Below are 25,860 nucleotides of genomic sequence, written 5' to 3'. Positions count from 1 at the left end.
CCGGTGTGTATCGGGTCAGGCGGGCGGGTCGACGAAGATGTCGTAGCCGAGCTCGCCGCTCGGGCCGTAGCCGGACAGATCCGTGATGCCGTGCGCGGCAAGGACTTCCACGTCCAGGTAGGTGTTGCCGGTGGTGGTCGCGGCCGGGCTCTCCAGGATCAGCACCGCGGCGTCGGCGACGATCTCCGGGGTGCGCGCGGTAGCGGCCACCTGCTCGCCGCCGAGCAGGTTGCGCACCGCGGCGGTGGCGATGAGGGTCTCCGGCCACAGGCAGTTCGCGGCGATGCCCGAGCCGCGGTGTTCGGCGGCCACGCCGAGCGTCAGCAGGGTCATGCCGTACTTGGCCAGCATGTAGGGCGGGTGGGCGCCGAGCCACTTCGGGTCCAGGTTCAGCGGCGGCGAGAGCGACAGCACGTGCGGGTTCGCCGACTTGCGCAGGTGCGGCAGCGCGGCTCGGGTGAGCAGGAACGTGCCGCGCAGCTGGATCTGCTGCATCAAGTCGAACTTCTTCGCCGGCAACGTCTCGGTGCCTTGCAGGTCGATGGCGCTGGCGTTGTTGACCACGATGTCGATGCCGCCGAAGCGGTCGATGGCCTGGTCGACGGCGGTCTGCACCGAGTCTTCGTCGCGCACGTCGCCGACCACGGCCAGCGCCGATCCGCCCGCGGCCTCGATCTCCGCCGCCGCGGTGTGCACGGTGCCGTCCAACTTCGGATGCGGGACATCGGTTTTGGCCAGCAGCACGATATTCGCGCCGCGCCGAGCGGCCGCAAGGGCGATGGCCAGGCCGATGCCCCGGCTGCCGCCGGACATCACCAGGGTGCGGCCGGACAGTGTCTGTGCAGTCATGAGGTGCCTTTCGGTTTCGGCGCCGGCCGCCCCTTCGCAGGGCCGGTCGGTGCGCCCGACGCCGGGGTGTTGAGCGCAGCATATAATTGGATCAACAAATCGTTTGCACTACTACCATTTTATATACGCAACGGTTTGTCAAGCGCCCCGCACGCTGGGCATGATGTGACGGGAGGTGAACGATGTCCGAAGATTCGGCGCTGGTTCCTGGGACCATCGCGGCGCACACGGTGTGCCTGCTACAGAAGATGGGACAGGTCGCCTTCCGGCTGGCCGAGGAACGTCTGCTCGGTCTCGGCCTGCGGGTGCGGCACTACAGCGTGCTCCAAGCGCTCGCCGACCGCGGCGGCATGGCGCAGGCCGAACTCGGCAGCTATCTGCGCATCGACGCGGCCACCATGGTGTCCACCCTCGACGACCTGGAGCGGCACGGCTACGCCGAACGGCAACGCGATCCCGGCGACCGCAGGCGCTACCTGGTCATCCTCACCGACAAGGGCGCCGAAACGCTCGCGGGCATCCAGACCGCCCTGCGCGAGGTGGACCAGGAGATGTTCGCCGACCTGCCCACGGAGCGGCGCGAACTGCTCCACGAGATCCTCGGCGAGTTGAACGATTCGGAGCAGTTGCGCGGGCGGTTCGACGCGACGCGGGGCTGAAAGTTCCCGCGCTTCAGGCGAATCGGTCTGAATGTGTCGAAACGAGCAGCGCAACAAAGAGATCCGCACCGCCTGCATGACGGTGCGGATCTATATGTATCGAACTCGCCCTACCTGTGCGGTGTCTCGCGCTCGGGCACAGCGACTTCGAGCTGAGCGCAGGGGTTGGAGCTCAGCGCAGCATTTCGGCGACCAGGAACGCCAACTCCAGCGACTGCTGGGTGTTCAGGCGCGGGTCGCACGCCGTCTCGTAGCGGCCGGACAGGTCCAGATCGGAGATGTCCTGCGCGCCGCCGAGGCATTCGGTGACGTCCTCACCGGTCAGCTCGATGTGCAGGCCACCGGGGTGGGTGCCGAGCGCGCGGTGCACCTCGAAGAAGCCCTGCACCTCGTCGACGATGCGGTCGAAGTGGCGGGTCTTGAAACCGGTGGAGGCCTCGTGGGTGTTGCCGTGCATCGGGTCGCACTGCCAGATCACCTGGTGGCCGGTCGCCTGCACCTTCTCGATGATGGGCGGCAGCACGTCGCGCACCTTGGTGTTGCCCATGCGGGAGACGATGGTCAGGCGGCCAGGCTCGTTGTTCGGGTCCAGCCGCTCGACGTACTCCACGGCCTGGTCCGGCGTGGTGCTCGGGCCGATCTTCAGGCCGATCGGGTTGGCGAGCAGTTCCGCGAGCGCGATGTGCGCGCCGTCGAGCTGACGGGTGCGCTCGCCGATCCACAGGAAGTGCGCCGACAGGTCGTACAGCACCGGCTCACCCGAGACCGGGTGCTCGCTCAGACGCAGCATCGCGCGCTCGTAATCGAGAACGAGCGCCTCGTGGCTGGCGTAGATGCGGGCCGACTGCAAGCTGGGGTCGTTCACCCGGCAGGCGGTCATGAACGCGAGGCCGCGGTCGATCTCCTCGGCCAGCGCCTCGTACCGCGCGCCCGCGGGCGACTGCGCGACGAAGTCGCGGTTCCAGTCGTGCACCTTGTGCAGGTCGGCCATGCCCGCGCTGGTCAGCGCGCGGACCAGGTTCATCGCCGCGCTGGCGTTGGCGTAGGCGCGCACCAGCCGGGACGGGTCGTGCTCGCGCATCTTCTCGTCGGCGACCAGCGAGTTGACCATGTCGCCCCGGTAGGACTTCAGGCCGAGCGCGTCGGTGTCGGAGGAGCGCGGCTTCGCGTACTGGCCCGCGATGCGCGCCACCTTCACCACGGGAAGGCTTGCGCCGTAGGTCAGCACCACGGCCATCTGCAACAGCGTGCGGATGTTGCCGCGGATGTGCGGTTCGGTGTTGTCGGCGAACGTCTCCGCGCAGTCGCCGCCCTGCATCAGGAACGCCTCGCCCCGCGCGACCTCGGCGAGCTGACCGCGCAGCTCCTCCACCTCGGCGGGCACGCAGATCGGCGGCACGCTCTCCAGCACCGTGCGCATCATCGCCGCCTGTTCGGGGTCCCACGACGGCTGCTGTAGCGCGGGTCGACCCAGCGCCTCGTCGAGTCTGCGGCGCAGCTCGGCGGGCAGCGGTGGCAGTTCCGGCAGGCGATCGATGGGTACGTCGACGGTCCAGTTCACGAGTTCAGAATACGGACCGCGCGGTCGTGCAGACAGCGGAGGTGGGGGTGGATATCGCTCACCGGAGGTGTGAGCGATCCCCACCCGGAGTAGCCCCTCGCAGACGCCGCCCACATCGCCGCATAGGGTGACATCGACCGGCACATGCCACCGCCGCCCGATCGAGGAGAGGTCGATCTCGCTGAGGTACTTCTATGATTGCGAGTTCATCGAGGACGGGGTCGTCATCGACCTGGTGTCCATCGGTGTCGTCTGCGAGGACGGCCGCGAATACTACGCGGTGTCCACCGAATTCGACGCCGAGCGCGCGGGGCCGTGGGTGCGCAAGTACGTGCTGCCGCAGCTGCCGCCGCCCGCCTCGCCGCGCTGGCGCAGCCGGGAACAGATCCGCGACGACCTCTACAAGTTCCTGATTCCGCGTCCTTCCGTCCAGCCCGAGCTGTGGGCTTGGGTCGGCGCCTACGACCACGTGGCGCTGTGCCAGCTCTGGGGTTCGATGGTGGACCTGCCCACCGCCCTCCCCCGCTACACCAACGAACTGCGCCAGCACTGGGAGGCGCACGGCCGCCCCGCGCTGCCGCCCGTCCCGCCGGACGCGCACGACGCGCTCGCCGACGCCCGCCACAACTACGCCAAGTTCGAGGCCATCGAAGCTGCGCGCAGACGCTGACCACGGCGCAGCGCGCCTTTCGACGAAATGACGAAGGCCCCGAGTCGTACTCGACTCGGGGCCTTCGCGCCGACCGGGGTCAGTGGCTGTGCTTGCCGCCGCCCTTGGCCTTCTCCTGTGCCTTCTGCAGCACCGCGAGCTGCCGGTGTTCCTCGGCGTGCTCGAGTTCGAAGTTCCGCTCCGACTCCTCGCGGGGGTCGGGGCGCAGGAAGCTACCGGTGCCCGGCTTGCCCGCCGAACCCAGCTTGTTCATCTTTTTGGGCACCGGGGCGCCCTGGTACTCCAGCGGGATCGGGTGGCCGTGGTCGTCGACCGGGCCGAGCGGCTGGTGCACCTCGATGTACTCACCGTGCGGCAGACGCTTGATCACACCGGTCTCGATGCCGTGCTCCAGCACCGCCCGGTCGCTGCGCTGCAGGCCGATGCAGAACCGGTAGGTGAGGAAGTACGCCAACGGCGGGGCCACGAGCAGACCGATACGACCGATCCAGGTGGTCGCGTTCAGCGAGATGTCGAACTTCAGCGCGATGATGTCGTTGACGCAGGACAGCGTCAGCACCACGTAGAAGGCGATCGCCATGGCGCCGATCGCGGTACGGACCGGCACGTCGCGCGGACGCTGCAGCAGGTTGTGGTGCGCGTCGTCGCCGGTGAGGCGCTTCTCGATCCACGGGTAGGCGATCAGCAGCGTGAACACCAGACCCATGATCAGCGCGACCCAGAACACGGCAGGAACCGTGTAGTTGCCGATGTAGAGCTCCCACGGCGGCATCAGACGTGCCATGCCGTCGGTCCACATCATGTAGAAGTCCGGCTGCGAACCCGCCGAGACCTGGGCCGGGTTGTACGGGCCGAGGTTCCAGATCGGGTTGATCTGCAGGACGCCGCCCATGATGCCGACGATGCCGAGGGTGAAGGCGAAGAACGCGCCCTGGTCCGCGGCGAACACCGGGACGATGCGCGCGCCCACCACGTTGTTCTCGGTACGGCCGGGGCCGGGGAACTGGGTGTGCTTCTGGTACCACACCAGCGCGACGTGCGCCGCGATCAGCGCCAGGATGATGCCGGGGAAGAGCAGCACGTGCGCGATGTAGAGGCGCGGGATGATGATGTCGCCGGGGAAGTCGCCGCCGAACATCAGCCAGTGCATCCAGGTGCCGATGACCGGAATGGAGATGGTGATGCCGGAGAACGCGGCGCGCAGTCCGGTGCCCGACAGCAGGTCGTCGGGCAGCGAGTAGCCGAAGAAGCCCTCGAACATCGCCAGGATCAGCAGCAGCGAGCCGATCACCCAGTTCGCCTCGCGTGGCTTGCGGAACGCGCCGGTGAAGAAGATGCGGAACAGGTGCACGATGATCGAGGCCGCGAACAGCAGCGCCGCCCAGTGATGCACCTGGCGCACGAACAGACCGCCGCGCACCTCGAAGGAGATGTTCAGCGCGGTCTCGTACGCCCGCGACATGCCGACGCCGCGCAGCGGCTGGTAGGCGCCGTCGTAGGTGACGTGCGCCATCGACGGGTCGAAGTACAGGGTCAGATAGATACCCGACAGCAGCAGGATGATGAAGCTGTAGAGCGCGATCTCACCGAGCAGGAACGACCAGTGGGTCGGGAAGACCTTGTTGATCGACCGCTTCACGAACGCGGCGGCGCGATACCGCTCGTCCATTTCGTTGGCTTGTGCTGCCACAGAGGGACTCATGAACGACGCTCCCAGTAGGCCGGTCCGAGCGGTTCGATGAAGTCGCCGTTGGCGACGAGGAAGCCCTCGGAGTTGACGGTGATCGGCAGCTGCGGCAGTGCGCGAGCGGCGGGACCGAAGATCGGCTTACCCCATTCGGTCGCCGAGAACTGCGACTGGTGGCAGGGGCAGAGGATCCGGTTGGTCTGCTGCTCGTACAGCGAGGTCGGGCAGCCGAGGTGGGTGCAGATCTTCGAGTAGGCGAAGTAGTCGCCGAAGTTGAAGCTCTCCTGGCCCTTGCGCTTGATGGCACTCTCGGCGTCCTCGGTGCGCAGACGGATCAGCATGACCGCGTTGCGGATGCCGCGCAGCGACTGCAGCATCTCGTGCGAGTCGCCGCGCCACTTCTCCTTCCACGGGAAGACCGTCTCCATGCTGCCCGCGTCCAGGTCCTCCGGACGGACGAGCACGATGTCCTCCGGACGGCCGGTGTCGCGGCGCAGGTAGATGGTCTCGCCGGGGAAGTCCGGCGTCCAGCCCGAGACCCACAGCGGCGACTTGTCGCCCTTGGCCCACGGGTTCTTGATCATGCCGCCGACGAAGACCAGCAGCGTGCCGATGCCGAGGATGCCGACGCCGGCGCCCGCGGTGCGGGTGATCATCTTGCGACGACCGAGCGTGGAGGTGTCGAGCGCGTCCGACAGCTCGGCCACCAGGGTGCGCCGCTCGACCTCCGGCGACGGACCGTCGTGACGGTCCTGGATGGAGATCTCGGCCGGGATGAACTTCTTGCGGATCAACACCACGGCGATGCCGATGACCAGCACCGAGATGCCGAAGGTCAGGCCGACCAGCGGCGTGAACAGCGAGTAGGCGTTGTGGCCTTCCTCGTTCGTGCCCTTGAACTCCCAGGGCCAGAACAGGAAGACACCGACCAGCGCGGCCGCCGCGAGACCGGAGATGGCGAACCAGAAGGTGACCTCGCGCTCGGCGCGCTTCTCGGCCCGGGTGCCCGGGATCGGGAAGCGCTCGCGCCGGTAGGCGACGTCGACGCCGTCGCGCTCGGTGCCGAGCTTGACCAGCTCGTCGCGCGACATCGCGTCCAGTTCGTCTTCGGTCGGGTCGGCGGGGGTGTTCACCGGCCCTTTCGACAGCTCGGTCCCCTCATCCGGGCGACTCACGTCGTCTCGCTCCTGTTCACTCATGGCTCTGTCCTTTCGCCCATGCCCGGACGCCCTCCGTGGCCACGCAAGCTACCGCCTTCGGGCGCTGACCGGTCATGGGCAGTCCTTTCGCCCATGCCCGGACGCTCTCCGTGGCCGTGCAAGGCTGACCGGTCATGAGCGGGATCCGATCCACATTGCCGCACCGACGGTGAGCACGATGCCGACCACCCAGATCGCCAGGCCCTCGGTCGCGGGGCCGAAGCCGCCGAGGCCGTAGCCACCCGGGGTCTTCTCTTCGGCGGCGTTCTTGATGTACGCGATGATGTCGCGCTTCTCTTCGGGCGTGAGCTGGCGGTCGGAGAACTTCGGCATGTTCTCCGGGCCGGTCAGCATGGCCGCGTAGATCTGCTGCTCGCTGGCGGGCTCCAGCGGCGGCGCGTACTTGCCGGAGGACAGCGCGCCGCCCTTGCCGGTGAAGTTGTGGCAGGACGCGCAGTTCATGCGGAACAGCTCGGAACCGCGGGCGATGTCGTCGCCGCGCAGCGATTCCTGGGCGATCTCGCCGTTGGCGTCGCGCACCACGGACGGGCCGCCGCCGTTCGCGGCGACGAAGGCGCCGAGGGCGTCGATCTGCTGGGCGTCGAACTTCGCGGGCTTGCGCGTGGCCTGCGCCTGGTTGGCGGCCAGCGGCATGCGCCCGGAGGACACCTGGAAGTAGACGGCGGCCTCGCCGACACCGATCAGGCTGGGACCGCGGTCCGGCACACCCTGCAGGTTCGCGCCGTGGCATGTGATGCAGGACGTGTCGTAGAGCTGCTTGCCCTCGCGGATCAGCGCGGACTGGTCTTGGTGGGCCGTCGCCACCTGGGGCTCGGGCGTGAGAGCCGTCGCGAGGAAGCCGGCTCCGACCAGACCCACCAGGAGCGCGAGACCGCCCGCGATGCGCCTGCGAAGGCGACGCTGCTTGCGGGTCTTGCTGGCCTCGCCGTTCCCGGGGCTGGCGGGCTCAGGCGCTGACGGGGGAGATGAACTCATCTGTGTCCCTTTGGAGTAGACGGAACCGACTTGTGCAAAAGATTCGGGCTGGCTCAGCGGACGAAGTAGATCGTGGCGAACAGCCCGATCCACACGATGTCGACGAAGTGCCAGTAGTACGAGACGACGATCGCGGCGGTGGCCTGCGCGGGCGTGAACTTACTGATCTTGGTGCGGATCAGCAGGAACACGAAGGCGATCAGACCGCCGATGACGTGCAGACCGTGGAAGCCGGTGGTGATGTAGAACACCGAGCCGTAGGCGCTGCTCGAGATCGAGGTGCCCTCGTGGACCAGGTGGTAGTACTCGTAGGCCTGGCCGCCGACGAAGAACGCGCCCATCAGGAAGGTGATGACGTACCAGCGGCGCAGGCCGAACACGTCGCCCTTCTCCGCGGCGAACACACCCATCTGGCAGGTGAACGACGACGCGACCAGCACGGCCGTGACCGGCACGGCGAGCTTCAGGTTCAGCTCGGTCGGTTCCGGCGGCCAGTTTCCGTGGGCCTGGGCGCGCGCGACGAAGTACATGGCGAAGAGGCCGGCGAAGAACATCAGCTCGCTCGACAGCCAGATGATGGTACCGACGCTGACCATGTTGGGCCGGTTCAGCGAGTGCACACGCTGGGTAATGGCCGATCCTGGGGTCCCTACTGCGGTCGTCACGGGGGTAAGTATGACTCGTCGTAGTACGACAGCAGTAGGCGGGTACGAAACTTGGCCGTCCGTGTCGGAAAACGCACGGACGGACCGGGACTGGCATGTCCGTGTCCGTTCCGAGGGAAGCCGCCGCACCGAACGCGCCGACCTGCGCGGACGCGGTCATGATGACAGGCGAGAGTAAGTAGAAGCTGAGACGAGGAGGCGGATGTGGCACCGCGTATCTGGCGGCGGTTGTTGGGGCGCGGCGCCCCTGCCCCGCTGAACCCGGCCCGCGCGGACCTGGTGGTCGTCGCGGCGAGTTTCGACGACGCCGAGGCCTGCTCGGCCGCGCTGGCCAGGGCCGAAGGGCTGACCGAGGACGCGCCCGCGGTGCTGCGCCATCACCTGAGGATTCCGGCGGAGCAGGTCGCGCGGGTCTGCGAGATCGCGGCACAGGACGGGTACGCACCCGCCCCGCGCACGGACGCCGCGGGCGAGCTGGAGACTCTGATACTCCAGCGGGTGCAGCTGATCGATGCGCTGCACTGCGCGCAGGAGCGGTCCAGGATGGCGGGGCTGGCCCAGCGGCACGACGGATTCGCCGACGGCTGGGACGTCCTGCAGCCGGGACCTGCGGGCACCGCGCGCTGAAAACCTCTTCCGCCGGGCGGACCTGGGCGCACTAGGCTGCTCCCAACGAAACTGGTTGGCGAACCAGTGGGACGGGAGAAGTGGAGATGATCGTGCGCAGCTGGCCCCAGGTGCTCGGTACCCTCGCCGACGGCGGCGACCTGGCCGCGGACGATACGGCGTGGGTCATCAACGAGATCTTCACCGACAACGCGACGCAGGCCCAGATCGCCGCGTTCGGCGTCGCGATGAAGATCAAGGGCCCGACGCCGGCCGAGCTCTCCGGCATGGCCTCCGGCATGCTCTCGCACGCCCGTCTCGTGCACATCGACGGCGACGCGGTCGACATCGTCGGCACCGGCGGCGACCGCTCCGGTTCGGTGAACATCTCCACCATGTCCTCGGTCGTGGTGGCCTCCGCCGGGGTGCCGGTGGTCAAGCACGGCAATCGGGCGGCCTCGTCCAAGAGCGGCGGCGCCGACGTGCTCGAGGCGCTCGGCGTGCGGCTCACTCTCGGCCCGGACGCGGTGGCGCAGTGCGTACGCGAGGTCGGGATCGGTTTCTGTTTCGCGCCGCTGTTCCATCCCGCGCTGCGCTTTGCCGGTCCGGCGCGCAAGGAGATCGGGATTCCCACCGTCTTCAATGTGCTCGGACCGCTGACCAACCCGGCGCAGCCGCGCGCGGGCTTGGTGGGTTGCGCCTTCCCCGACCTGCTTCCGGTGGTCGCGGGCGTGTTCGCCGAGCGCGGGGCCAGCGCCCTTGTGGTGCGCGGCAACGACGGGCTCGACGAGATCACCACCTCCGACACCACCGACGCCTGGGTGGTTTCGGGCGGCCGGAAGCGGCAGACCACCATCGACCCGACCCGCCTCGGCATTCCGCGCGTCGAACTGGACGCGCTGCGCGGCGGCGACGCCGAGACCAACGCCGGTGTGGCGCGATCGGTGTTCGCGGGCGCGCCGGGCGCGGTGCGGGACGCGGTGCTGGTGAACTCCGCGGCCGCCATCGTCGCCTACGACCTGTCGCGCGGGGTCGGCGATCCCGAGGCGGACGTACACGAGGCGCTCGCCGCGGGCATCGAGCGCGCGGCCGCCGCGATCGACAGTGGTCAGGCGGCGGCGCTGCTGGACAGCTGGGCCAAGCTTTCGAACACGCTCGGCGATCGGTGAACATCGGGCGAACGCTCGATCAGAGTGCGGCCGAATCACTTCCGCGCAGGTAACGGACGATTAGACTGACCCATCGCGGGACGGATCGACCGCAGCGATGCGCCCGTGGCAACAAGTCTGCATATCACGATCCCGGCGGTCACCCGACCGCCGTGGCACCCACCGGCACGGCCCCGACGTGCGTCGGCGCGCCGTCCGGTCCGACACGTGAGGAGCTGACTATGAAGCGCGCACTACTCGGAATCACGACCGCGGGCCTGTTGTTCGCCGCGCCGGTCGCCAGCGCCCAAGAGGGCGACTTGCTCGTGAACGGAGAGGTGATCGCGGACCCGGTGGGCTGCGTCCAGGTGGCCGACAATCCCGACGAGCTCATGGTGGAGAACAACACCGACCGCGTCGTCGGCGTGTACGTCGACAGCCAATGCCAGGGTGACACGGTCGCCGAACTCCAGCCGGGTGAATCCCGCTCGATCACCGGCTCGGCCGTCTCGGCGCTCTGACCGGCTACTCCCCCAGGGAGAAACCGGCCTCCACGTCGGCGCGGGAGTAGGACTTGAACGCGATGTGGGTGGTGGTGCGCAGCACGCCGGGCGTCTTGTCGATCCGGTGCGTCACCACCTCGGCGACCTGCTCGTGATCGCGCACCCGCACGATCGCGATCAGGTCCACATCGCCCGCGCACGAGTACACCTCGGTGACGCCCTCGGTGTCGGCGACCGCCTGCGCGGTCTCCGGGATACGGCCGTTGTCGGCGTGGATCAGCACGATCGCGTTAATCATGCGGTCAGCGTAATCGGCGTGGCCGGGCAAAGTCGGCCTCAGCCCGCACCCGGCCCCACCGTCTGCTCGACCTGACCGGTCGCGTCCAGCCCGACCGAAGGCGTCCGCCACCCGGTCGGACAGACCGAATGTCACCTTCGGTCGGGTCTGGCCGCCGCGTCGGCCACCTCGGCCCAGCCCAGCCAGCGGCCAGCACCGTAGCGCGGCTCGCAGTACCCCTGCGTGCTGCGTACGATCCGCACGCCCGGCCGCGCCAACCAGCGCGCGACCAAACCCACCTCCTCCGACGACGCGCCACGCAGCGGCGGAGCATCGAAGGCCGCGTCGCCATCAGCCGTCCCGACTTCCGCCGAAGCGTCGCCCGCGAATTCGAGCGCCGGGGATACGAGATCGCCGCCGACCCGAACGCTGGTCTCGCCGCCCTCCGGAACGACCGTCTCGGCGGCCGCGACTATCTGTTCCACGATCGGCATCGGGGGCGTTCCGCGCCGGGCGGTACCCGAGCCCGCCAAGCGGCCGTAGCGAATGACGGCGAACTCCCAGCCGCCAGCGCCGTCCGGGTGCGCGGCGATCAGTTCGGCGATCCGAGCGACGGCCGCGAGCCGCTGGGTGCGCCGCAGCGCCCTGATCACCGCGACGGTGCGATCGCGCAGGCGCGCGGCGGCCTCGAAATGCTCGGCAGCGGAATGCGTTTCGATGCGGTCGAGCATCGCCCGCACGGTGGCGTCGGAATCGCCGCGGAACAGCGCGCGCACCGCGGCCGGAGCGGGCGCGTATTCCTTTGTATCTATAGGGATTCCGGAAGGGGTCGCCGCGGGGCAGCCGCCGACCGCCGCGGGCGGGCAGTCGTGGCGCCCGCCGCGGGGCAGCCGAGTCGTGCAGGTGCGCAGTCCGGCGTGCTCGGCGACGGTCGCCGCGACGTCGGCGGCGTCCAGGCGAGAAGTGAAGGGGCCCAGCGCATCCCGCGTCGGCGTGCGGACGATCGCGAAACGCGGGAAAGGCTCGTCGGTCAACGCGATCCACCATCCGCGTTTGGGGAATTTCGAGCGCCGGTTGTAGGGCGGCGCGTGCGCGACGAGCAGCCGCAGCTCGCGAACCCCGGCCTCCAGCGCGTGCGCGCACACCACGTGATCGACGCGGGTGGCAAGCGCGACCATCTCCTTCATCCGGCCCCTCGTCTCCGAGCCGGTGAAGTAATTGCGCACGCGGCGGCGCAGATTCACCGCGGTGCCGATATAGAGGACCTCGTCGGTCGGGCCGCGGAAGAGGTAGACGCCAGGCGCGGCGGGCAGGTCGGTGGCGAGCACCCGCTTGGCGCGCTGCCCGGAGCTCACGTCCGGTAGGTAGTCCATCAGCTCGGTGAGGCTGTGCACGCCTTGGTTTCCCACCCGGGCGATGAGCGCGTGCAACACGTCGACGGTGGCGCGCGCGTCGTCCAGTGCGCGGTGCGTCGGCTGGGTGCTCGCGCCGAGCAGCCGGGCCAGCGACGCGAGCCGGACCGAGGGCGCCTCGTCCCTGCCGAGTACCCGCCGCGCCAGCTTCACCGTGCACAGCACGGGCCCCTTGGGCCACTCCGTCTCGCAGCGCGCCGCGGCCGCGCGCAGGAAGGCCATATCGAATCGGGCGTTGTGCGCGACGAGTACCGCGCCCGCCGCGAACTCGAGGAATCCCGGCAGCACCGATTCGATGCGCGGGGCGGCGTAGACCATGGCCGTGGTGATCCCGGTGACGTGCACGACCGCGGGCGGTATCTCCCTGCCGGGGTTCACCAGCGTCGCGAACTCGCCGAGCACCTCGCCGCCGCGCACCTTGACCGCGCCGATCTCGGTGATCGCGTCGCCGTCCGCGCGCGTCCCGGTGGTTTCCAGGTCGACGACCACGAAAGTGGTGTCGTGGAGCGGCGTATCGAGTTCGTCGAAGGCCAGCTGCTTGGCGGCGGCCTGGCGCGGCGCGGGGTCGGGCACGGCGAGCAGCGTAGGGCCCCGGTACGACAACCTCCGGGCGCGCGAAATCGCGCACCATTCGTCCGATTTGTCGCGCGAGGTTCTCGTTGCGATACCCGCGAAATGATCTAGAACACCAGAAAGCGACCCAGATCACATTTCCGTCGCGAATGAATCAGCGCCCGGGCGTGTCCGGTACAGCCGACCACCCCCGCCGGGCGTGCTGCCGCGCTGCCGGAGCCACCTTGGTCAACCGCCCTGATCAAGGACGCGTCAAGCACCGCCTCGAGCGCATCCACCTGCGAAAACAGCGGTCATGCACGCCGGGTATGGACCACGTCACCACCTGGGACAGCTGGGGGTAGCGAGGCGGACGCCCGCTGATAACCGGGCCTCGTTATCGTTTCGTGATTGCTGTGAGATACCTCGCAGATATGCATGGCGGAAATTGTTGATCATCGCCATTTCGGATGCCCCGGGCTTTACAAATGACCGTGATGTGTTCGTAACCTTTTCGAGACCTCACGGAGTCCGCCGCACCGAACGGAGCGGCAGCACGCAGTCCGCCGCACCACCGGGTGTGGCGTCGTGGGGCAGATTGGAAGTAACCCGCATCATGGCGACCAACACCGTCAAGCGACAGGCGCAGCGTGCCGTTGCCGCCGGAGCCGTCGGCGCTGCCACCATCGGCGCGTTCCTCCTTCCCGCCGCCCCCGCGTCGGCTCAGCCGGTGACCATCCCCGGCGTGGGAACGTTCGAGGTTCCGAACGAGATCCCGATCCCGGCCGACATCCCCGGCGTGCAGTTCGGCACCCCGCCCGGCGGCGCTCCCCTTCCGTTCGTCGCTCCGCAGAAGACCCTCGGCGAGGTCGCCCTGGACGCGGCCATGTCCAAGCTCGGCTCCCCGTACGTGTACGGCGCCGCGGGCCCGAACGCCTTCGACTGCTCCGGCCTGGTGCAGTGGTCCTACCGCCAGGCGGGCATGGAGCTGCCGCGCACCAGCGGCGCCCAGCTGGCCTCCGGCACCCCGGTCTCGCTGGACGACCTGCAGCCGGGCGACCTGGTGTCGTTCTACGGCGGCGGCCACTCTGGCCTGTACGCGGGCGACGGCAACGTCATCCACGCCTCCACCTCCGGCACCCCGGTCATGATCGCCTCGATGGACTCGATGCCGATCGCGGGCGCGCGCCGCTTCTGATCCGGTCGAGCCGGGCCGCCGCGCGGCCCGGCTCGATCTCCCCACGGCCGTGATCGGTTCGTTCCCCACTGGACACCGACCGCTGCCGTTTCGTAATCTAAATGAGACCTACCCGGGTCGCAGAGCTGCGAAACCCGTCTCCGCGAACCGTGTGTGGGCGGCTGCGTCGCTTTCGATTTCACGAGTCGGCATTACGAGAGAACGGGGCACGCCAGTGACAGCTGGTCACCGAAGACTGCGCACGAATCGTCTGGTGAGTGGAGTACTGGCGGCCGGAGTGCTGGCCACGGCCCTGTACGCGAGCGGTCCCGCGGTCGCGGACCCCGTCGCACTGCCGAGCACCGCGAGCGAAGCGGTGCAGCGCATGATCGATCTCTCGCGTCAATCCGAGCAGCTCAATCAGCAGGCGCTCAGCGCCCAGGACGAGCTCGACGCCAAACTCGCCGTGCAGCAGGAGGCCGACGCGAAGCTGGCCGCGACCACCGAGGTCGCCGACGCCGCGCGCGCCGAGGTCCGCAAGTTCCAGCCGGTCATCGACCGCACCGCGATCGCCACCTACCAGGGCGCGCGCACCAACCGCATGTACGCCGTGCTGGTCAGCGATTCCCCGCAGCAGCTGCTCGATCAGATGTCCACGCTGGACGTGCTCAGCGCGCAGACCGCCGATCAGCTCAAAGAGTTCAAGAAGGCGACCGACGCGGCCGAGACCGCCGAGTCCGCCGCGCGCGCCGCCGCCGACGCGGCCCGCGGCGCCGCCGAGAAAGCCGACCAGGTGCGCGCCGATTTGGAACGCAAGCGCAGCGAGCTGGGCGGCGCGATCGCCCAGGTGATCGAGGCGTGGAGCTCGCTGTCCAGCAAGGACAGGTCCGCGCTTGCCGGATCGCCGTTCCCGCCCGGCTTCGATCGGGACACGCTGCTGCAGGGACTGGTTCCCGGCAGCGGAACCAGCGCGCTGGCCGCGGGGCTCACCCGCGTCGGCGACCCGTACGTCTGGGGCGCGACCGGACCGGACAAATTCGACTGCTCGGGTCTGGTGCAGTGGGCGTTCAAACAGGTCGGCAAGAACGTGCCGCGCACCAGTTCCGCGCAGGCGTCCTACGGCACACCCGTGTCGAAAGAGAACATGCAGCCCGGCGACGTGGTGTTCTTCTACTCCGACATCTCGCATGTCGGCATCTACGCGGGCAACGGACTCATGTTGCACGCCTCCACTTTCGGCGTTCCGGTGGCCGTAGCACCCATGGGGACGACACCGTTCCACTCCGCTAGGCGATACTGATCCGCTATGGAGCGATGGCGACGGGCACGCGGCTGGTGCATGGCCAAGGGGCGGTGTCAGTTCGTGCTCACCGTCGCGATGGTCACCCTGTTGACGGGCCTCTGCTGCGCACTGGCCATGGCGCCCAAGTGGGCGCTGCCGAAAATCCGCGCCGCCCAACACGTCTCCACCGAGAACCTGGGGCAAGCGCCCGCCGACGACCCGCGCCTTGCCGCGGTGCGCCGCACCCTCGAGCCGTTCGGGCCGATCGAAACGCTGCGCGTCCCCGGCGGTGACGGCACGGAGTCGCTGGTGGTCGGTCACCCCGGCCACCGCGCCGAGCTCGAGGTGCTCGCGCGCGAGCTGCCCGCCGCCACGGCCGCGATCACCGAGTTGTGGGGACCGGACTGGGCCCAGTCGGCGCTCGTCGTGGTCGCCGCCAATCCGTCGGAGTTCGCCGCGCTGGTGCGGGCGGGCGCCGAGATGCCACGAGAGGTCGCCGCGGCTTCGGTGGCCGATCCATTCGTGCGCGGCAGTCAACCGACCGGTCAGCGCGTGGTTTTCAGCCCCGACGCGGGCCGGCGCCTTTCCCCCGACGGGTTGCGTACGCTGCTGCGCCACGAACTGACGCATATCGCGGCCCGCGCCGTGACGGTCGACGGCGCTCCGCAGTGGATGCTCGAAGGCTTCGCCGAGTACGCCGCCCACCGCGGCGAGGGCCATGCCTTCGCCGACATCGCGCCGACGGTGGACGCCGCGCTGCGCGCCGGGACGCTGCCCGCCGATCTGCCGCGCGACACCGCGTTCGCCGGTGGCACCGCCGTCGCCGCCTATGAGGAGGCGTGGACGGTCAGCGCGTTCGTCGCCGAGAAGTACGACGAGCACCGCCTCGTCGAGCTCTACCGGCGCATCGCCGCGGACCGCCTCGACGCCGCTGGCGAGGATCGTGTCCTGCGCGAGGTGCTCGGCGTCGGGCGCGCCGATTTCGTCGCCGACTGGCGCGCTTGGCTCTCCGCTCAGGCCATGTGAGCAGGTCACCGCGCAGCCCGACCGGATCGGCGGCGAGCCGATCGCACCAAGTAGGTTGTCCCCATGGCCCGAACTCTGCTGGTTACCAATGATTTCCCGCCGCGGCCGGGCGGTATCCAGTCGTATCTGCAGGCGCTCGCCGGAGAGCTGCCGCCCGACGATCTGGTGGTCTACGCGCCGCGCTGGCGCGGTGACTCGCACCTGAAGTTCGATGCCAAGCAGAAGTTCCAGGTGGTCCGCCATCCCACCACCCTGATGCTGCCGACGCCGCTGGTCCTGCGCAGGGCCGCGCGGCTGCTGCGCGACGAGAAGTGCGACACCGTCTGGTTCGGCGCGGCGGCGCCGCTCGCCCTGCTCTCGCCTCGGCTGCGCCGGGCGGGCGCCGAACGCATCCTGGCCAGCACGCACGGCCACGAGGTCGGCTGGTCGATGCTGCCCGGCGCGAGACAGGCGCTGCGTGCGATCGGCGAGCACACCGACGTCGTCACCTACGTCAGCAAGTACACCCGCGGCCGGTTCGCCTCCGCCTTCGGCGCCGACGCCGCGCTGGAATACCTGCCGCCGGGCGTCGACACCGAGGTGTTCCGCCCCGATCCCGCGGCCCGCGCCGAACTGCGCGAGCGCTACGGGCTCGGCGATCGCCCGACGATCCTGTGCCTCTCCCGGCTCGTCCCGCGCAAGGGCCAGGACGTGCTGATCGCGGCGATGCGCGAGATCCGCGACCGCGTCGACGGCGCGGTGCTCGTCATCGCGGGCGGCGGACCCTACGAGGACAAGTTGCGCGGTCTCGCGGCAGCGCTCGAAGTGAGCGACAGCGTGGTCTTCACCGGCCGGGTGCCCTCGGCCGAACTCGCCGCGCACCACACCATCGCCGACGTCTTCGCCATGCCGTGCCGCACCCGAGGGGCCGGACTCGACGTCGAAGGTCTGGGGATCGTCTACCTGGAGGCCTCGGCCACCGGCGTTCCGGTCGTCGCGGGCCGCTCCGGCGGCGCGCCGGAAACCGTGCTGGAGGGCAAGACCGGCCGAGTGGTGGACGGACGCAAGGTCACCGAGATCGCCGACGCGCTCGTCGACATCCTCGCCGACCGCGACGCCGCCGCGGCCATGGGCGCCGCGGGACGCGCCTGGGTGGAGCAGAACTGGCGCTGGGACACCCTCGGCGCGCGCCTGCGCCACCTCCTCCGCTGAGGGAACCCCGATCAACTACGCTCAGCGGTGTGAGCAGTATTCAGGTCGCGGACCAGACGTTCGTCGCCGCCTCGGGCGCGGCGGTCGCCGAAGTGCTCGAGGGTCCGAACAAATGGCGCCAGTGGTGGCCGGATCTCACCCTCGAGGTGCGGGAGAACCGCGGCGACAAGGGAATTCGTTGGTCGGTGTCCGGAGCGCTGACGGGCAGCATGGAGGTGTGGCTGGAACCCTCGCTGGACGGGGTCATCCTGCATTACTTCCTGCACTGCGAACCGCAGGGCGCCGAACGGATGTCGCCGCGCGAGTTGCTCGCCGCCAACCGGGCCCGCCGCGTCGCGGGCAAGAACATGTCTTTCGAGATCAAGGCGCGGCTCGAAGCCGGCCGCCCGGCCGGGGTGACACCCGCAGCCTGAGGACCGCGGCGGCCTGACGGCTGCGGCGCAGGGTAGAGAGGATCCGACGACGAGGCTCATACCCCACCCGACCCGCGCGGAGCGAGTCTTACGAGCGACCCGTTCGCGGCCGTCTCGCGTCCGAGCGGTCGAAGCGCACGCGCCGCAGGCGCAAGTCTCGACCGCTCGGACGCGAGACACCAAGGGCCGCGAACCCGCCGCGCCCGCGCGGCCAATCAACACCGAAAGGAACCGTTGACCACAATGGCCGACCGGACCCAGAGGTCGATCCTCATCGAGGCCCCCTCGCAGCGGGTGATGGCCGTCATCGCCGATCTGGAGTCCTACCCGGAGTGGGTCTCGGCGGCGAAGTCCGTCGAGGTGCTGGAGAAGGACGCGGCGGGCCGGGCGCGCACCGCCCGCTTCGTGCTCGACGCGGGCGTCGTCAAGGACACTTACGTGCTGACCTACACCTGGCGCGCCGACGACAAGGCGGTCAGCTGGAAGCTGATCAGCGGTGAGCTGCAGAAGGCGCAGGACGGGACCTACGAACTCGTCGACCAGCCCGACGGAAGCACCCAGGTGATCTACGAGCTCACCGTGGATCTCAACATCCCGATGATCGGCATGTTCAAGCGCAAGGCCGAGAAGGTCATCACCGATACGGCGCTGAAGGAACTGAAGAAACGGGTCGAAGGCTGACCGGGCAGCGCAAGCCCGGCGAGCGGACCCGGCTCGAACTGTTCGTCGGCAAGGGCGGCGTCGGCAAGACCACCCTGGCCTGCGCCACCGCCATGTCCTACGCCCGCGCCGGGCAGACCGTGCTGCTGGCCTCCCTCGATCAGGCGCATTCGCTCGGCGACGCGCTCGGTTTCCGCTTCCCGCACGACCCTGGCACGGTCACCGGAATCACCAGGGTGCTGCCGGGACTCGACGTCATCGAGGTGGATTCTTTGGCGCTGCTGGAGGATCGGTTTCGCGACGTGACCCGAATGCTGTCGGCGGGCGGCGCGCACGCGCACGACCACGGCATCGACCTGGCCGCGCTGGACCCCGCCGAGCTGACCGGTCTGCCCGGCGTGCAGGAACTGCTGATGCTGGTGGAGATCGCCCAGTTCGCCGACGAGAACGAATGGGACGTCGTCGTCGTGGACTGCCCGCCCTCGGCGGACATGCTGCGCATCGTCACCGCGCCCGACACGCTGCTCGGTTATCTGGAACGGGTCTGGCCCCCGCACGCGCGGGCGATGAGCACCATCGGCACCGACCTGCGTCGAGCGGTGCTCGCCGCCACCGTTGACCGGATCGTCAAGGCCGTCGGCGAGGTGCGCGACCTGCTCGCCGACCACGACCGCACGGGCGCGCGACTGGTCACCGTCGCCGAGCGGGTCGCGCTCGCCGAGTCGGGGCGGGTGCGTTCGGCGGCCGCGTTGCTCGGGCTGCGGCTGGACGCGGTCATCGTCAACAAGGTGCTGCCGCCGATGCCCGAGCCGTCCGGCCCTGCCGAGGAGGCGCACCCCGCGGTGCACTGGTACCACAACCGCAGGGCCGAACAGTTCGACGTGATCGAGGCGCTCGGCAAGGCCATGCGCGACATCCCGGTGCTGATCGCCCAGCACACCGGCGCGGAACCGGTGGGTCTCGGGTCGCTGCAGGCGCTGTCCTTCGGTGTCGATTCCGCCGCGTCGGACGCCGAAACTGGACCTATGCTGGGCGACAATCCGGCGGAGGTTCGCACACGTTCCGGTGAACCGGTGGTTCGATTGGAATCGGGCACGGGTCTGCATTCGGTGTACGCGATGCGGATGCACCTGCCCGTCGTCGATCCGGCGACGCTGCGACTGGGACGAGTGGAGGACGATTTGATCGTGGGAGCGGACGGGGTGCGGCGCCGGTTGCGTCTGGCGCCGGTGTTGCGGCGGTGCACGGTCGACGACGCCGAACTCGACAGCGGATACCTGGTCGTCCGATTCCGCCCGGATCCGGACGTGTGGCCGCTGACGCCCGAGGGCCGCTGAGATGGAGCGCGAGATGTCGGACCCGCACGGCGACGGGTTCAGCGAATTCGCCGAGGAACTGAAGCTGCTGGCGGAAGCGGTGCTCGAACGCGTCGAACCGGTGCTACGGCGCAGCGCGACGCAGGGACAGCCGGACTGGTCGGCGTGCAGCTGGTGCCCGGTCTGCGCGGCCGCGGCGCTGGTGCGCGGGGAACACCACGACGTGGTCGCGGCGATCGCCGATCACGGCACCGCCATCGTCACGGTGCTGCGCGAGGCGCTGGCCGGGGTGCCGGTGGATCCGCTGCTGCCCGACGACGAGGACTCGGAAAACGGTGTGCGGCATCGTCATCCGGGTGCGGGGCCGCGATCGGCTGCTCGACATGGTGCCGGGGACGGTTCGAGTCGGGCGGGTGCGGCGCGGCAGCCTGGTGACCGGCGCACGGGGCCGGGCGACCGGCACGACGCCGAGGACCTCTCGGGCGGACGGGGAACCGACGCATCCCGGGCCGGCGACCAGCATGCTGCCGGGCACCGTTCCGGCGGACAGGGCATGGGCGCGTCCGGCGACGGCGACCGGCGCGCCGCCGGACACCGCTCGGACGCACGGAGTACAGACGCGTCCCAGGGCGGTGAGCGGCACGACGCCGGGGCGCGCTCCGGCGGACCGGACACGGATACGTCACGGGCTGGCGACCGGCACGGGGCCGAGGGCGGTCGGGGTGCGGGGCAGCGGCTTGGTCACCAACGCATGGGCTCGGCCGATCGGCACGAGGTTGGGTCTGTCTCGGGTGGGCGGGGCACGGACTCGCGCCGGGACGGTGACGGGCACGGCAACGCGGCGCGGTCGAGCGGCACGCAGGTCCCTCCGGGTAGGCGAGACAACACGGAAGGCGACGTGCGCGCCGAAGCTTCCCGCGCCGACAACGAGCGCGGCGACAGCTCCCCCTCCACCGACGCATCGCCGGACCAGCGCACCACCGCGCCCCTCTCGTCCGACGCGCACTCGGCCAAGCGCCCCGCCGGGAGCAAGAGGTCCGGATACGTCGGTATCCCCGTCACGATCAAGGCATGACGCACCAGGTGGCAGCCGCGCTCCCGCTGACCGTCGGAATCGACGTCGGCGGCACCAACATTCGCGCCTCGGTGGTGGACGGCGACGGCGAGGTGCTCGACACCGTGCAGTCGCCGACACCGCACAGCGCACGCGCCCTGGAGGACGCGCTCGACCGCGCCGTGCGCGAGCTGTGCCGCCGCCACCCGATCGGCGCGGTCGGTCTGGCCGTCGCCGGTTTCATCAACGGCGATCGCTCCTCCGTCCGGTTCGCACCGCACCTGCCCTGGCAGGACGCGCCCGTCGCGGCGCGGCTCGGCGAGCGCCTCGAGCTGCCGGTCATCCTCGAGCACGACGCCAACGCCGCGGCATGGGCCGAGTACCGGTTCGGCGCGGCGGCGGGCGGGCACAACGTGGTACTCGTCGCGATCGGCACCGGCATCGGGGCGGCGCTGCTCATCGAGGGCAAGCTCTATCGCGGCTCGCACGGCGTCGCGCCGGAACTCGGTCATCTGCAGGTGGTGCCGCAGGGGCGGGTCTGCCCGTGCGGCAAACACGGCTGCTGGGAAAGGTATTGCAGCGGAACGGCGCTCGCCGACACCGCGGTCGAGCTGTTGGCCACCGACCCGGCGCGCTCGACGGTGCTTGCCAGGGAGGTGTACCGCGATCCCGGTTCGCTCACGGGCCGCCGGGTGGCGGGCGCGGCCCAGGACGGCGATCCGGTCGCGCTCGCCGCGATGGCCGATTTCGCGCGCTGGCTCGGTCTCGGGCTCGCGTTCGTCAGCGACATCTTCGATCCCGATCTCATCGTCATCGCGGGCGGGGTGAGCAGTTCGGCGCCGCTGTTCCTCGACGAGGCGCGCGAGGAGTACGCCCGTGCCCTCACCGGCGCGGGACACCGTCCGCTGGCTCGCATCCGCACCACCCAGCTCGGCGAAGCGGCGGGCATGATCGGCGCCGCCGAACTGGCCCGCGCGGTGCTCGACGAACCGGGTCGGCGCCCGTCGCGAGTCGCGCGCAGCGGGCGCTGACTTCGGTGCGCAAGGGCACACGCGTTCGAATCAGTCGGCGGCGGAGGGACCTTCGGGAGCCGCTTCTCCCCGATTGTGGTGAGATACACCGCTGCAATTGGATGTGATCTCCAGCCAGCGGTAAAGTCGGCAACTGACGCAGGTTGCCCGCTACTATCCCGGTCCCGGGGGAAGGACGTCATGTTCTACTGGCTGCTGAAGTTCGTGCTCGTGGGACCCTTCATTCGCTTCTACAATCGGCCGACCGTCGAAGGCGTGGAGAACATCCCGGCGGACGGACCGGCCATCATGGCGGGTAATCACCTATCCTTCGCCGATTGGCTGTTCGCTCCGCTGACCAGCCCGCGACGGATCAACTACCTGGCCAAGGCCGAGTACTTCAACACCCCCGGTCTCAAGGGGCGCCTGCAGAAGTTCTTCTTCAGCGGCACCGGCCAGTACCCGATCGACCGCAGCGGCGCCGACGCCGCCGAAGACGCGCTGAACGCCGCGCGCAAGCTGCTCGACGAGGGCCGCCTGGTCGGCCTCTACCCCGAGGGCACCCGCTCCCCCGACGGCCGCCTCTACAAGGGCAAGACCGGCCTGGCCCGGCTCGCGCTCGAGACCGGCGTGCCCGTCATCCCCGTCGCCGTCATCGGCACCAACGAGGTCTCCCCGCCCGGCCCCTTCAAGTGGCGCCGCCGCAAGGTCACCATCAAGTACGGCGCCCCCATCGACTTCTCCCGCTACGAGGGCATGAGCGGCAACCGCTTCGTCGAACGCGCCGTCACCGACGAGGTCATGTACGAGCTCATGCGCCTGAGCGGCCAGGAATACGTCGACGTCTACGCCCACAGCCTCAAGGGCGTCCCCTCCGGCTCGAAACCCGAAGCCCCCCGCATCCCCGACACCGCCGCCAGCTGACCTCCCCCCCACCGGCCCCGGAGCCCCCAAAGGCCCCGGGGCCGTTGCTTTTCCACGGCGGTATCGTGGGCCCGATGCCGGTGCGTGCCAAGCTGTGCGGAATCCGGCCGTGCACGTCACCGGCCCCGACGCCGTCGATATCGCCCGAGCGGCTGCGGCGAATTGCGATGCGGTCGCGCTGGATTCGCGCACGACCGACCGCCCGGCCGCACCCACGACTGGTCCGTGAGCGCGGCGATCGTCGACGACCTGCGCGAGCTCGGCCGCCCCGTCATCCTGGCGGGCGGCCTGAACACTCGCCTCGCACACGCGGCAACTCGATCAGGCGTACGAAGGCGCTGCGCGAGGCCGCGGATGACGTTGGTCACAGCGCAAGGCAACGACAAGGTGGCGGTAAGGCGGGGCGGGGAGACTTCGGGGCATGTTCAAGAAGTTGTTGGCGGCGGCAGGGGTCGGCGGGGCCGAGGTCGAGACCGAGTTGTTCACGCCGGGAGTGCAGCCGGGCGGGGTGGTCGAAGGCGTGGTTCGGCTGCGCGGCGGGAAGGTCGGGCAGGACATCGCGCAGGTCGCGGTGGAATTCGTGACCAGGGCCGAGCAGGAGTACGAGGACCACGAGGGCCTGCGCGACATCGCGTTCGGGCGCACCGGCGTGCACGGTCCGCTGCACCTGCCGCCCGGCGCGGTGCTGGATTTCCGTTTCGCGGCGCGCGCACCGATGGAAACACCGATCACGTTCTACAACGGCAGGCATCTGCCGGGCACGGTGGTCTCGCTGCGCACGATCGTGGAGATCCACGGCGCGGTGGACGCCGCCGACACCGACCCGATCGGCGTCGGCGCGCTGCCCGCCCAGCACGTGCTGCTCGCGGCCGTGGAGCGCTTGGGTTTTCACCTGCGCAGCGCCGACGTTGAGTCGGGCCGGGTGCACAACACGCCGCAGACGTTGCCGTTCTACCAGGAGATCGAGTTCGCCGGTTCGCCGCACTACCCGCGGCTGAACCAGCTGGAGGTCACCTTCGTCGCCACCGAGACCGGCATGAGCGTCGTGCTGGAGGCGGACAAGCGCGGCGGCTGGATCTCCGAAGGCCGCGATGTCTTCGACGCGCTGTGGGTCGACTACCAGCGGCTCGAGGGCGTCGACTGGGCGGGCGAACTGCACCACCGCCTGGCGCGGCTCGCGGGCTGAGGCAGCGTTGGTAGCCTTGTCACGCACAACGTCGACGCGGGACCACGGGTAGGGGTGGTCTTTCTCGGCGTGCGAGTGAGGTGAGCATGGTCCGCCGCGACACCGGTGGTCGAATTCTGAAGCTGCCCAGGCGTATCGACGCCGAGCCCGCCGGTGATCCGCCGACGGGCCGACTCGCCCGCACCACGAAGCTGGCCGGGCTACCGGTCGCGTTCGCGGGCAGGCGGGTCGCGGGCGCGGGCAAACGCATGCTCGGCCGTTCCGCCGACGAGGTGAATCGCGAGATCCAAGCGCGGACCGCCCAGCACCTGTTCGACGTGCTCGGCGAGCTCAAAGGCTGTGTGGCGAAGCTCGGACAGCTGATGTCGCTGTACGAGCTGGCGCTGCCCGCCGATTTCGCCGCGCCGTACCGCGACGCGCTGAACCAACTACAGGATTCGGCGCCCGCCATGCTGCCCCCGATGGTGCACTCGGCGCTGGCGGCCCAGTTGGGTCCGGACTGGCGCGAGCTGTTCCTGGAGTTCGAGGACCGGCACGCGGCGGCGGCGTCGGTCGGGCAGGTGCACCGCGCGGTGTGGCACGACGGCCGCCGGGTGGCCGTGAAGGTGATGTATCCCGGCGCGCGCGAGGCGGTGCTCAGTGATCTGCAAGCGCTGCGGCAGATCGCGCCACTGTTCACCGCACTGTTGCCCGGCGCGGATTCGCGCGCGGTGATCGAGGCGCTGTGCGCGTACATCGGCGAGGAGCTCGACTACGAAATCGAGGCCGCGCACCAGCGCAGCTTCGCCGCGGCCTACGCCGACGACCCCGATTTCGTCGTCCCCGACGTGGTCGCGCAACAGGGCGACGTGCTGATCACCGAATGGCTGGACGGCGTCTCGCTGTCGCGGATGGTCGCGCAGGGCGCGCCGTTCGACCGCGACCGGATCGGGTTGCTCGTGCTGCGCTTCCTGCTGTCCGGTCCCACGAAAGCCGGTCTGCTGTACGGCGATCCGCATCCGGGCAATTTCCGCATCATGCCCGACGGCCGACTCGGTGTCGTCGACTTCGGCGCGTGCGCGCCGTTCCCGCCCGGCTACCTGGACGCGCTCACCGATATCGCCCGCGCGATCCTCTCCGGCGACCCGACCGACCTGGAGGCCGCGATCCGCCGCCGCGGTTACGTCGAACCGGACCGCGCGCTGGACAGCCACACCGTGCTCGAACAACTGGCGCCGATGCGCGACGCCATGCTCGACCCGACCTTCCGCCTGACCACCGACTGGTTGCGCAAGCGAGTCTCGGCGACGGTGGATCTGAGCCTGTCCAACGTCATCCGCCAGCTCACCATGCCCGCCGAACACACCCCCATGCTGCGTACCTTTCTCGCGGGCGTCAGCGTGATGTCGCAACTCCAGCCCGAACTACCTCTGCGCACCGAGTGCACCCGCTGGTTCCCGGACGTCATCGCGGCCCTCGGCCTGGACGACGCGAACTCACCATGGATGCCCGACCGCCCAACCGAACCACTGCGCCGCCTGAACCCCGTCCGACTGGCGATCGCCCCGATCACCTCAACCGCGGACACCACCCAACCAACGCCCGGGACGCGCACCGCCCTCGACGCGCGAAGTGCTGGTACTACGGACGTTCCGGCAGCCAAGCGACCGCCCGAACGCTGAACAGCCGCCGTCGAACTCGCCACGCGACCGGCTGCCGCCACGGACGACCTCGGGGGCGGAGACTCGCCCGCGAGCCCTGAACGCCCGCAGCCCGAGCACGACCGCGGGTCGCCACCTGACGACCCGGCCAACGCCCGCCATACCCACGCCTCCCCGACGCGCGAGGCTGGTGCGAC

General features: G+C 69.7%; 25 protein-coding genes. 17 read left to right on the top strand and 8 right to left on the bottom strand.

Annotation, left to right across the window (positions count from 1 at the left end):
- Positions 1–15: 15 nt before the first annotated feature.
- Entirely contained in the window at positions 16–849 is an 834-nt protein-coding gene (locus CRP45_RS17960; RefSeq protein WP_097246012.1) for an SDR family oxidoreductase, read from the bottom strand.
- A gap of 182 nt (positions 850–1,031) precedes the next feature.
- Here CRP45_RS17960 and CRP45_RS17955 point away from each other — a divergent pair, with 182 nt between their 5' ends.
- Entirely contained in the window at positions 1,032–1,508 is a 477-nt protein-coding gene (locus CRP45_RS17955) for a MarR family winged helix-turn-helix transcriptional regulator (protein WP_084482975.1), read from the top strand.
- Positions 1,509–1,680: 172 nt separating this feature from the next.
- Here CRP45_RS17955 and CRP45_RS17950 read toward each other — a convergent pair whose 3' ends face one another.
- Positions 1,681–3,069: a class II 3-deoxy-7-phosphoheptulonate synthase gene (locus tag CRP45_RS17950; RefSeq protein ID WP_097246011.1), complete on the bottom strand. Its 1,389-nt coding sequence runs from the start codon at positions 3,067–3,069 to the stop codon at positions 1,681–1,683.
- A 181-nt stretch (positions 3,070–3,250) separates the two neighbouring features.
- On the opposite strand from CRP45_RS17950, the gene CRP45_RS17945 reads away from it, so the two are divergent.
- Positions 3,251–3,739, top strand: coding sequence for a polyadenylate-specific 3'-exoribonuclease AS (locus CRP45_RS17945; RefSeq protein ID WP_097246139.1), 489 nt, complete (start codon positions 3,251–3,253; stop codon positions 3,737–3,739).
- A gap of 79 nt (positions 3,740–3,818) precedes the next feature.
- Here CRP45_RS17945 and qcrB read toward each other — a convergent pair whose 3' ends face one another.
- From qcrB to ctaE, 4 genes are all read right to left on the bottom strand, one after another.
- Complete coding sequence (gene qcrB, locus CRP45_RS17940) at positions 3,819–5,441, bottom strand: cytochrome bc1 complex cytochrome b subunit (protein WP_067785809.1); 1,623 nt, start codon at positions 5,439–5,441, stop codon at positions 3,819–3,821.
- Positions 5,438–6,625: a cytochrome bc1 complex Rieske iron-sulfur subunit gene (gene qcrA / locus CRP45_RS17935; protein ID WP_179830907.1), complete on the bottom strand. Its 1,188-nt coding sequence runs from the start codon at positions 6,623–6,625 to the stop codon at positions 5,438–5,440. Before qcrA ends, qcrB begins: the two co-directional genes overlap by 4 nt.
- Positions 6,626–6,757: 132 nt before the next feature.
- Positions 6,758–7,621, bottom strand: a complete 864-nt coding sequence (qcrC, locus tag CRP45_RS17930; RefSeq protein ID WP_084482977.1) for a cytochrome bc1 complex diheme cytochrome c subunit — start codon at positions 7,619–7,621, stop codon at positions 6,758–6,760.
- A gap of 53 nt (positions 7,622–7,674) precedes the next feature.
- Positions 7,675–8,286, bottom strand: a complete 612-nt coding sequence (gene ctaE / locus CRP45_RS17925; RefSeq protein ID WP_084482978.1) for an aa3-type cytochrome oxidase subunit III — start codon at positions 8,284–8,286, stop codon at positions 7,675–7,677.
- A gap of 204 nt (positions 8,287–8,490) precedes the next feature.
- Here ctaE and CRP45_RS17920 point away from each other — a divergent pair, with 204 nt between their 5' ends.
- The 3 genes from CRP45_RS17920 to CRP45_RS17910 all read left to right on the top strand — a co-directional run bounded on the left by CRP45_RS17920 (position 8,491) and on the right by CRP45_RS17910 (position 10,561).
- Entirely contained in the window at positions 8,491–8,913 is a 423-nt protein-coding gene (locus tag CRP45_RS17920; RefSeq protein ID WP_097246009.1) for a hypothetical protein, read from the top strand.
- A gap of 86 nt (positions 8,914–8,999) precedes the next feature.
- Positions 9,000–10,061: an anthranilate phosphoribosyltransferase gene (gene trpD, locus CRP45_RS17915; protein ID WP_067786182.1), complete on the top strand. Its 1,062-nt coding sequence runs from the start codon at positions 9,000–9,002 to the stop codon at positions 10,059–10,061.
- Positions 10,062–10,282: 221 nt separating this feature from the next.
- Entirely contained in the window at positions 10,283–10,561 is a 279-nt protein-coding gene (locus CRP45_RS17910; RefSeq protein WP_067785818.1) for a hypothetical protein, read from the top strand.
- Between the two features lie 4 nt (positions 10,562–10,565).
- Here the strand turns inward: CRP45_RS17910 and CRP45_RS17905 are convergent, their stop codons facing one another.
- Positions 10,566–10,841 carry an Lrp/AsnC family transcriptional regulator gene (locus CRP45_RS17905; protein WP_067785820.1) on the bottom strand — a complete coding sequence of 92 codons (276 nt, stop codon included), beginning with the start codon at positions 10,839–10,841 and terminating at the stop codon, positions 10,566–10,568.
- 131 nt (positions 10,842–10,972) lie between these two features.
- Positions 10,973–12,805, bottom strand: a complete 1,833-nt coding sequence (locus tag CRP45_RS17900; RefSeq protein ID WP_097246008.1) for a DEDD exonuclease domain-containing protein — start codon at positions 12,803–12,805, stop codon at positions 10,973–10,975.
- Positions 12,806–13,400: 595 nt separating this feature from the next.
- Between CRP45_RS17900 and CRP45_RS17895 the strand changes: the two genes are divergently transcribed.
- The 12 genes from CRP45_RS17895 to CRP45_RS17840 all read left to right on the top strand — a co-directional run bounded on the left by CRP45_RS17895 (position 13,401) and on the right by CRP45_RS17840 (position 25,684).
- Positions 13,401–13,982: a C40 family peptidase gene (locus tag CRP45_RS17895; protein WP_097246007.1), complete on the top strand. Its 582-nt coding sequence runs from the start codon at positions 13,401–13,403 to the stop codon at positions 13,980–13,982.
- Between the two features lie 253 nt (positions 13,983–14,235).
- On the top strand, positions 14,236–15,261 hold the full coding sequence (locus CRP45_RS17890) for an NlpC/P60 family protein (RefSeq protein WP_245910194.1): 1,026 nt from the start codon (positions 14,236–14,238) through the stop codon (positions 15,259–15,261).
- A 6-nt stretch (positions 15,262–15,267) separates the two neighbouring features.
- Positions 15,268–16,269 carry a M48 family metalloprotease gene (locus CRP45_RS17885; protein ID WP_097246005.1) on the top strand — a complete coding sequence of 334 codons (1,002 nt, stop codon included), beginning with the start codon at positions 15,268–15,270 and terminating at the stop codon, positions 16,267–16,269.
- A gap of 63 nt (positions 16,270–16,332) precedes the next feature.
- Complete coding sequence (locus CRP45_RS17880; protein ID WP_097246004.1) at positions 16,333–17,460, top strand: glycosyltransferase family 4 protein; 1,128 nt, start codon at positions 16,333–16,335, stop codon at positions 17,458–17,460.
- A 29-nt stretch (positions 17,461–17,489) separates the two neighbouring features.
- Positions 17,490–17,873 carry a polyketide cyclase / dehydrase and lipid transport gene (locus CRP45_RS17875; protein ID WP_097246003.1) on the top strand — a complete coding sequence of 128 codons (384 nt, stop codon included), beginning with the start codon at positions 17,490–17,492 and terminating at the stop codon, positions 17,871–17,873.
- 243 nt (positions 17,874–18,116) lie between these two features.
- Positions 18,117–18,554 (top strand): SRPBCC family protein, encoded by a 438-nt coding sequence (locus tag CRP45_RS17870; RefSeq protein ID WP_067785835.1) that lies wholly within the window; start codon positions 18,117–18,119, stop codon positions 18,552–18,554.
- Positions 18,555–18,646: 92 nt separating this feature from the next.
- Positions 18,647–19,870 carry an ArsA family ATPase gene (locus tag CRP45_RS17865; RefSeq protein ID WP_067785838.1) on the top strand — a complete coding sequence of 408 codons (1,224 nt, stop codon included), beginning with the start codon at positions 18,647–18,649 and terminating at the stop codon, positions 19,868–19,870.
- A 13-nt stretch (positions 19,871–19,883) separates the two neighbouring features.
- Positions 19,884–20,924 carry a hypothetical protein gene (locus CRP45_RS34655; RefSeq protein WP_245910193.1) on the top strand — a complete coding sequence of 347 codons (1,041 nt, stop codon included), beginning with the start codon at positions 19,884–19,886 and terminating at the stop codon, positions 20,922–20,924.
- Entirely contained in the window at positions 20,921–21,934 is a 1,014-nt protein-coding gene (locus CRP45_RS17855; protein ID WP_097246002.1) for an ROK family protein, read from the top strand. The genes CRP45_RS34655 and CRP45_RS17855 overlap by 4 nt, the downstream gene beginning before the upstream one ends.
- A gap of 180 nt (positions 21,935–22,114) precedes the next feature.
- The gene (locus CRP45_RS17850; protein WP_097246001.1) at positions 22,115–22,837 is read left to right on the top strand and encodes a lysophospholipid acyltransferase family protein; all 723 of its coding nucleotides are present in this window, start codon (positions 22,115–22,117) and stop codon (positions 22,835–22,837) included.
- Positions 22,838–23,258: 421 nt separating this feature from the next.
- On the top strand, positions 23,259–24,023 hold the full coding sequence (locus CRP45_RS17845) for a sporulation protein (protein ID WP_097246000.1): 765 nt from the start codon (positions 23,259–23,261) through the stop codon (positions 24,021–24,023).
- A gap of 86 nt (positions 24,024–24,109) precedes the next feature.
- On the top strand, positions 24,110–25,684 hold the full coding sequence (locus CRP45_RS17840; protein WP_097245999.1) for an ABC1 kinase family protein: 1,575 nt from the start codon (positions 24,110–24,112) through the stop codon (positions 25,682–25,684).
- The last annotated feature ends 176 nt before the right edge of the window (positions 25,685–25,860 follow it).

Source organism: Nocardia amikacinitolerans (assembly GCF_900215415.1).
Classification (GTDB): domain Bacteria; phylum Actinomycetota; class Actinomycetes; order Mycobacteriales; family Mycobacteriaceae; genus Nocardia; species Nocardia amikacinitolerans.
The sequence above is the reverse complement of the archived record's forward strand: the minus strand, read 5'-3'. Positions and strand labels throughout refer to the sequence as shown.

What these genes read in the sequence shown, in the direction of transcription:
- trpD (WP_067786182.1), top strand. Translation starts at nt 9,000, where the DNA reads ATGATCGTGCGCAGCTGGCCCCAGGTGCTCGGTACCCTCGCCGACGGC.
- CRP45_RS17870 (WP_067785835.1), top strand. Translation starts at nt 18,117, where the DNA reads ATGGCCGACCGGACCCAGAGGTCGATCCTCATCGAGGCCCCCTCGCAG.
- CRP45_RS17840 (WP_097245999.1), top strand. Translation starts at nt 24,110, where the DNA reads ATGGTCCGCCGCGACACCGGTGGTCGAATTCTGAAGCTGCCCAGGCGT.
- CRP45_RS34655 (WP_245910193.1), top strand. Translation starts at nt 19,884, where the DNA reads ATGTCGGACCCGCACGGCGACGGGTTCAGCGAATTCGCCGAGGAACTG.
- CRP45_RS17885 (WP_097246005.1), top strand. Translation starts at nt 15,268, where the DNA reads ATGGAGCGATGGCGACGGGCACGCGGCTGGTGCATGGCCAAGGGGCGG.
- qcrB (WP_067785809.1), bottom strand. Translation starts at nt 5,441, where the DNA reads ATGAGTCCCTCTGTGGCAGCACAAGCCAACGAAATGGACGAGCGGTAT.
- CRP45_RS17905 (WP_067785820.1), bottom strand. Translation starts at nt 10,841, where the DNA reads ATGATTAACGCGATCGTGCTGATCCACGCCGACAACGGCCGTATCCCG.
- CRP45_RS17910 (WP_067785818.1), top strand. Translation starts at nt 10,283, where the DNA reads ATGAAGCGCGCACTACTCGGAATCACGACCGCGGGCCTGTTGTTCGCC.
- CRP45_RS17960 (WP_097246012.1), bottom strand. Translation starts at nt 849, where the DNA reads ATGACTGCACAGACACTGTCCGGCCGCACCCTGGTGATGTCCGGCGGC.
- CRP45_RS17845 (WP_097246000.1), top strand. Translation starts at nt 23,259, where the DNA reads ATGTTCAAGAAGTTGTTGGCGGCGGCAGGGGTCGGCGGGGCCGAGGTC.
- CRP45_RS17880 (WP_097246004.1), top strand. Translation starts at nt 16,333, where the DNA reads ATGGCCCGAACTCTGCTGGTTACCAATGATTTCCCGCCGCGGCCGGGC.
- CRP45_RS17865 (WP_067785838.1), top strand. Translation starts at nt 18,647, where the DNA reads ATGTCCTACGCCCGCGCCGGGCAGACCGTGCTGCTGGCCTCCCTCGAT.
- CRP45_RS17855 (WP_097246002.1), top strand. Translation starts at nt 20,921, where the DNA reads ATGACGCACCAGGTGGCAGCCGCGCTCCCGCTGACCGTCGGAATCGAC.
- qcrA (WP_179830907.1), bottom strand. Translation starts at nt 6,625, where the DNA reads ATGAGTGAACAGGAGCGAGACGACGTGAGTCGCCCGGATGAGGGGACC.
- qcrC (WP_084482977.1), bottom strand. Translation starts at nt 7,621, where the DNA reads ATGAGTTCATCTCCCCCGTCAGCGCCTGAGCCCGCCAGCCCCGGGAAC.
- CRP45_RS17955 (WP_084482975.1), top strand. Translation starts at nt 1,032, where the DNA reads ATGTCCGAAGATTCGGCGCTGGTTCCTGGGACCATCGCGGCGCACACG.
- CRP45_RS17895 (WP_097246007.1), top strand. Translation starts at nt 13,401, where the DNA reads ATGGCGACCAACACCGTCAAGCGACAGGCGCAGCGTGCCGTTGCCGCC.
- CRP45_RS17850 (WP_097246001.1), top strand. Translation starts at nt 22,115, where the DNA reads ATGTTCTACTGGCTGCTGAAGTTCGTGCTCGTGGGACCCTTCATTCGC.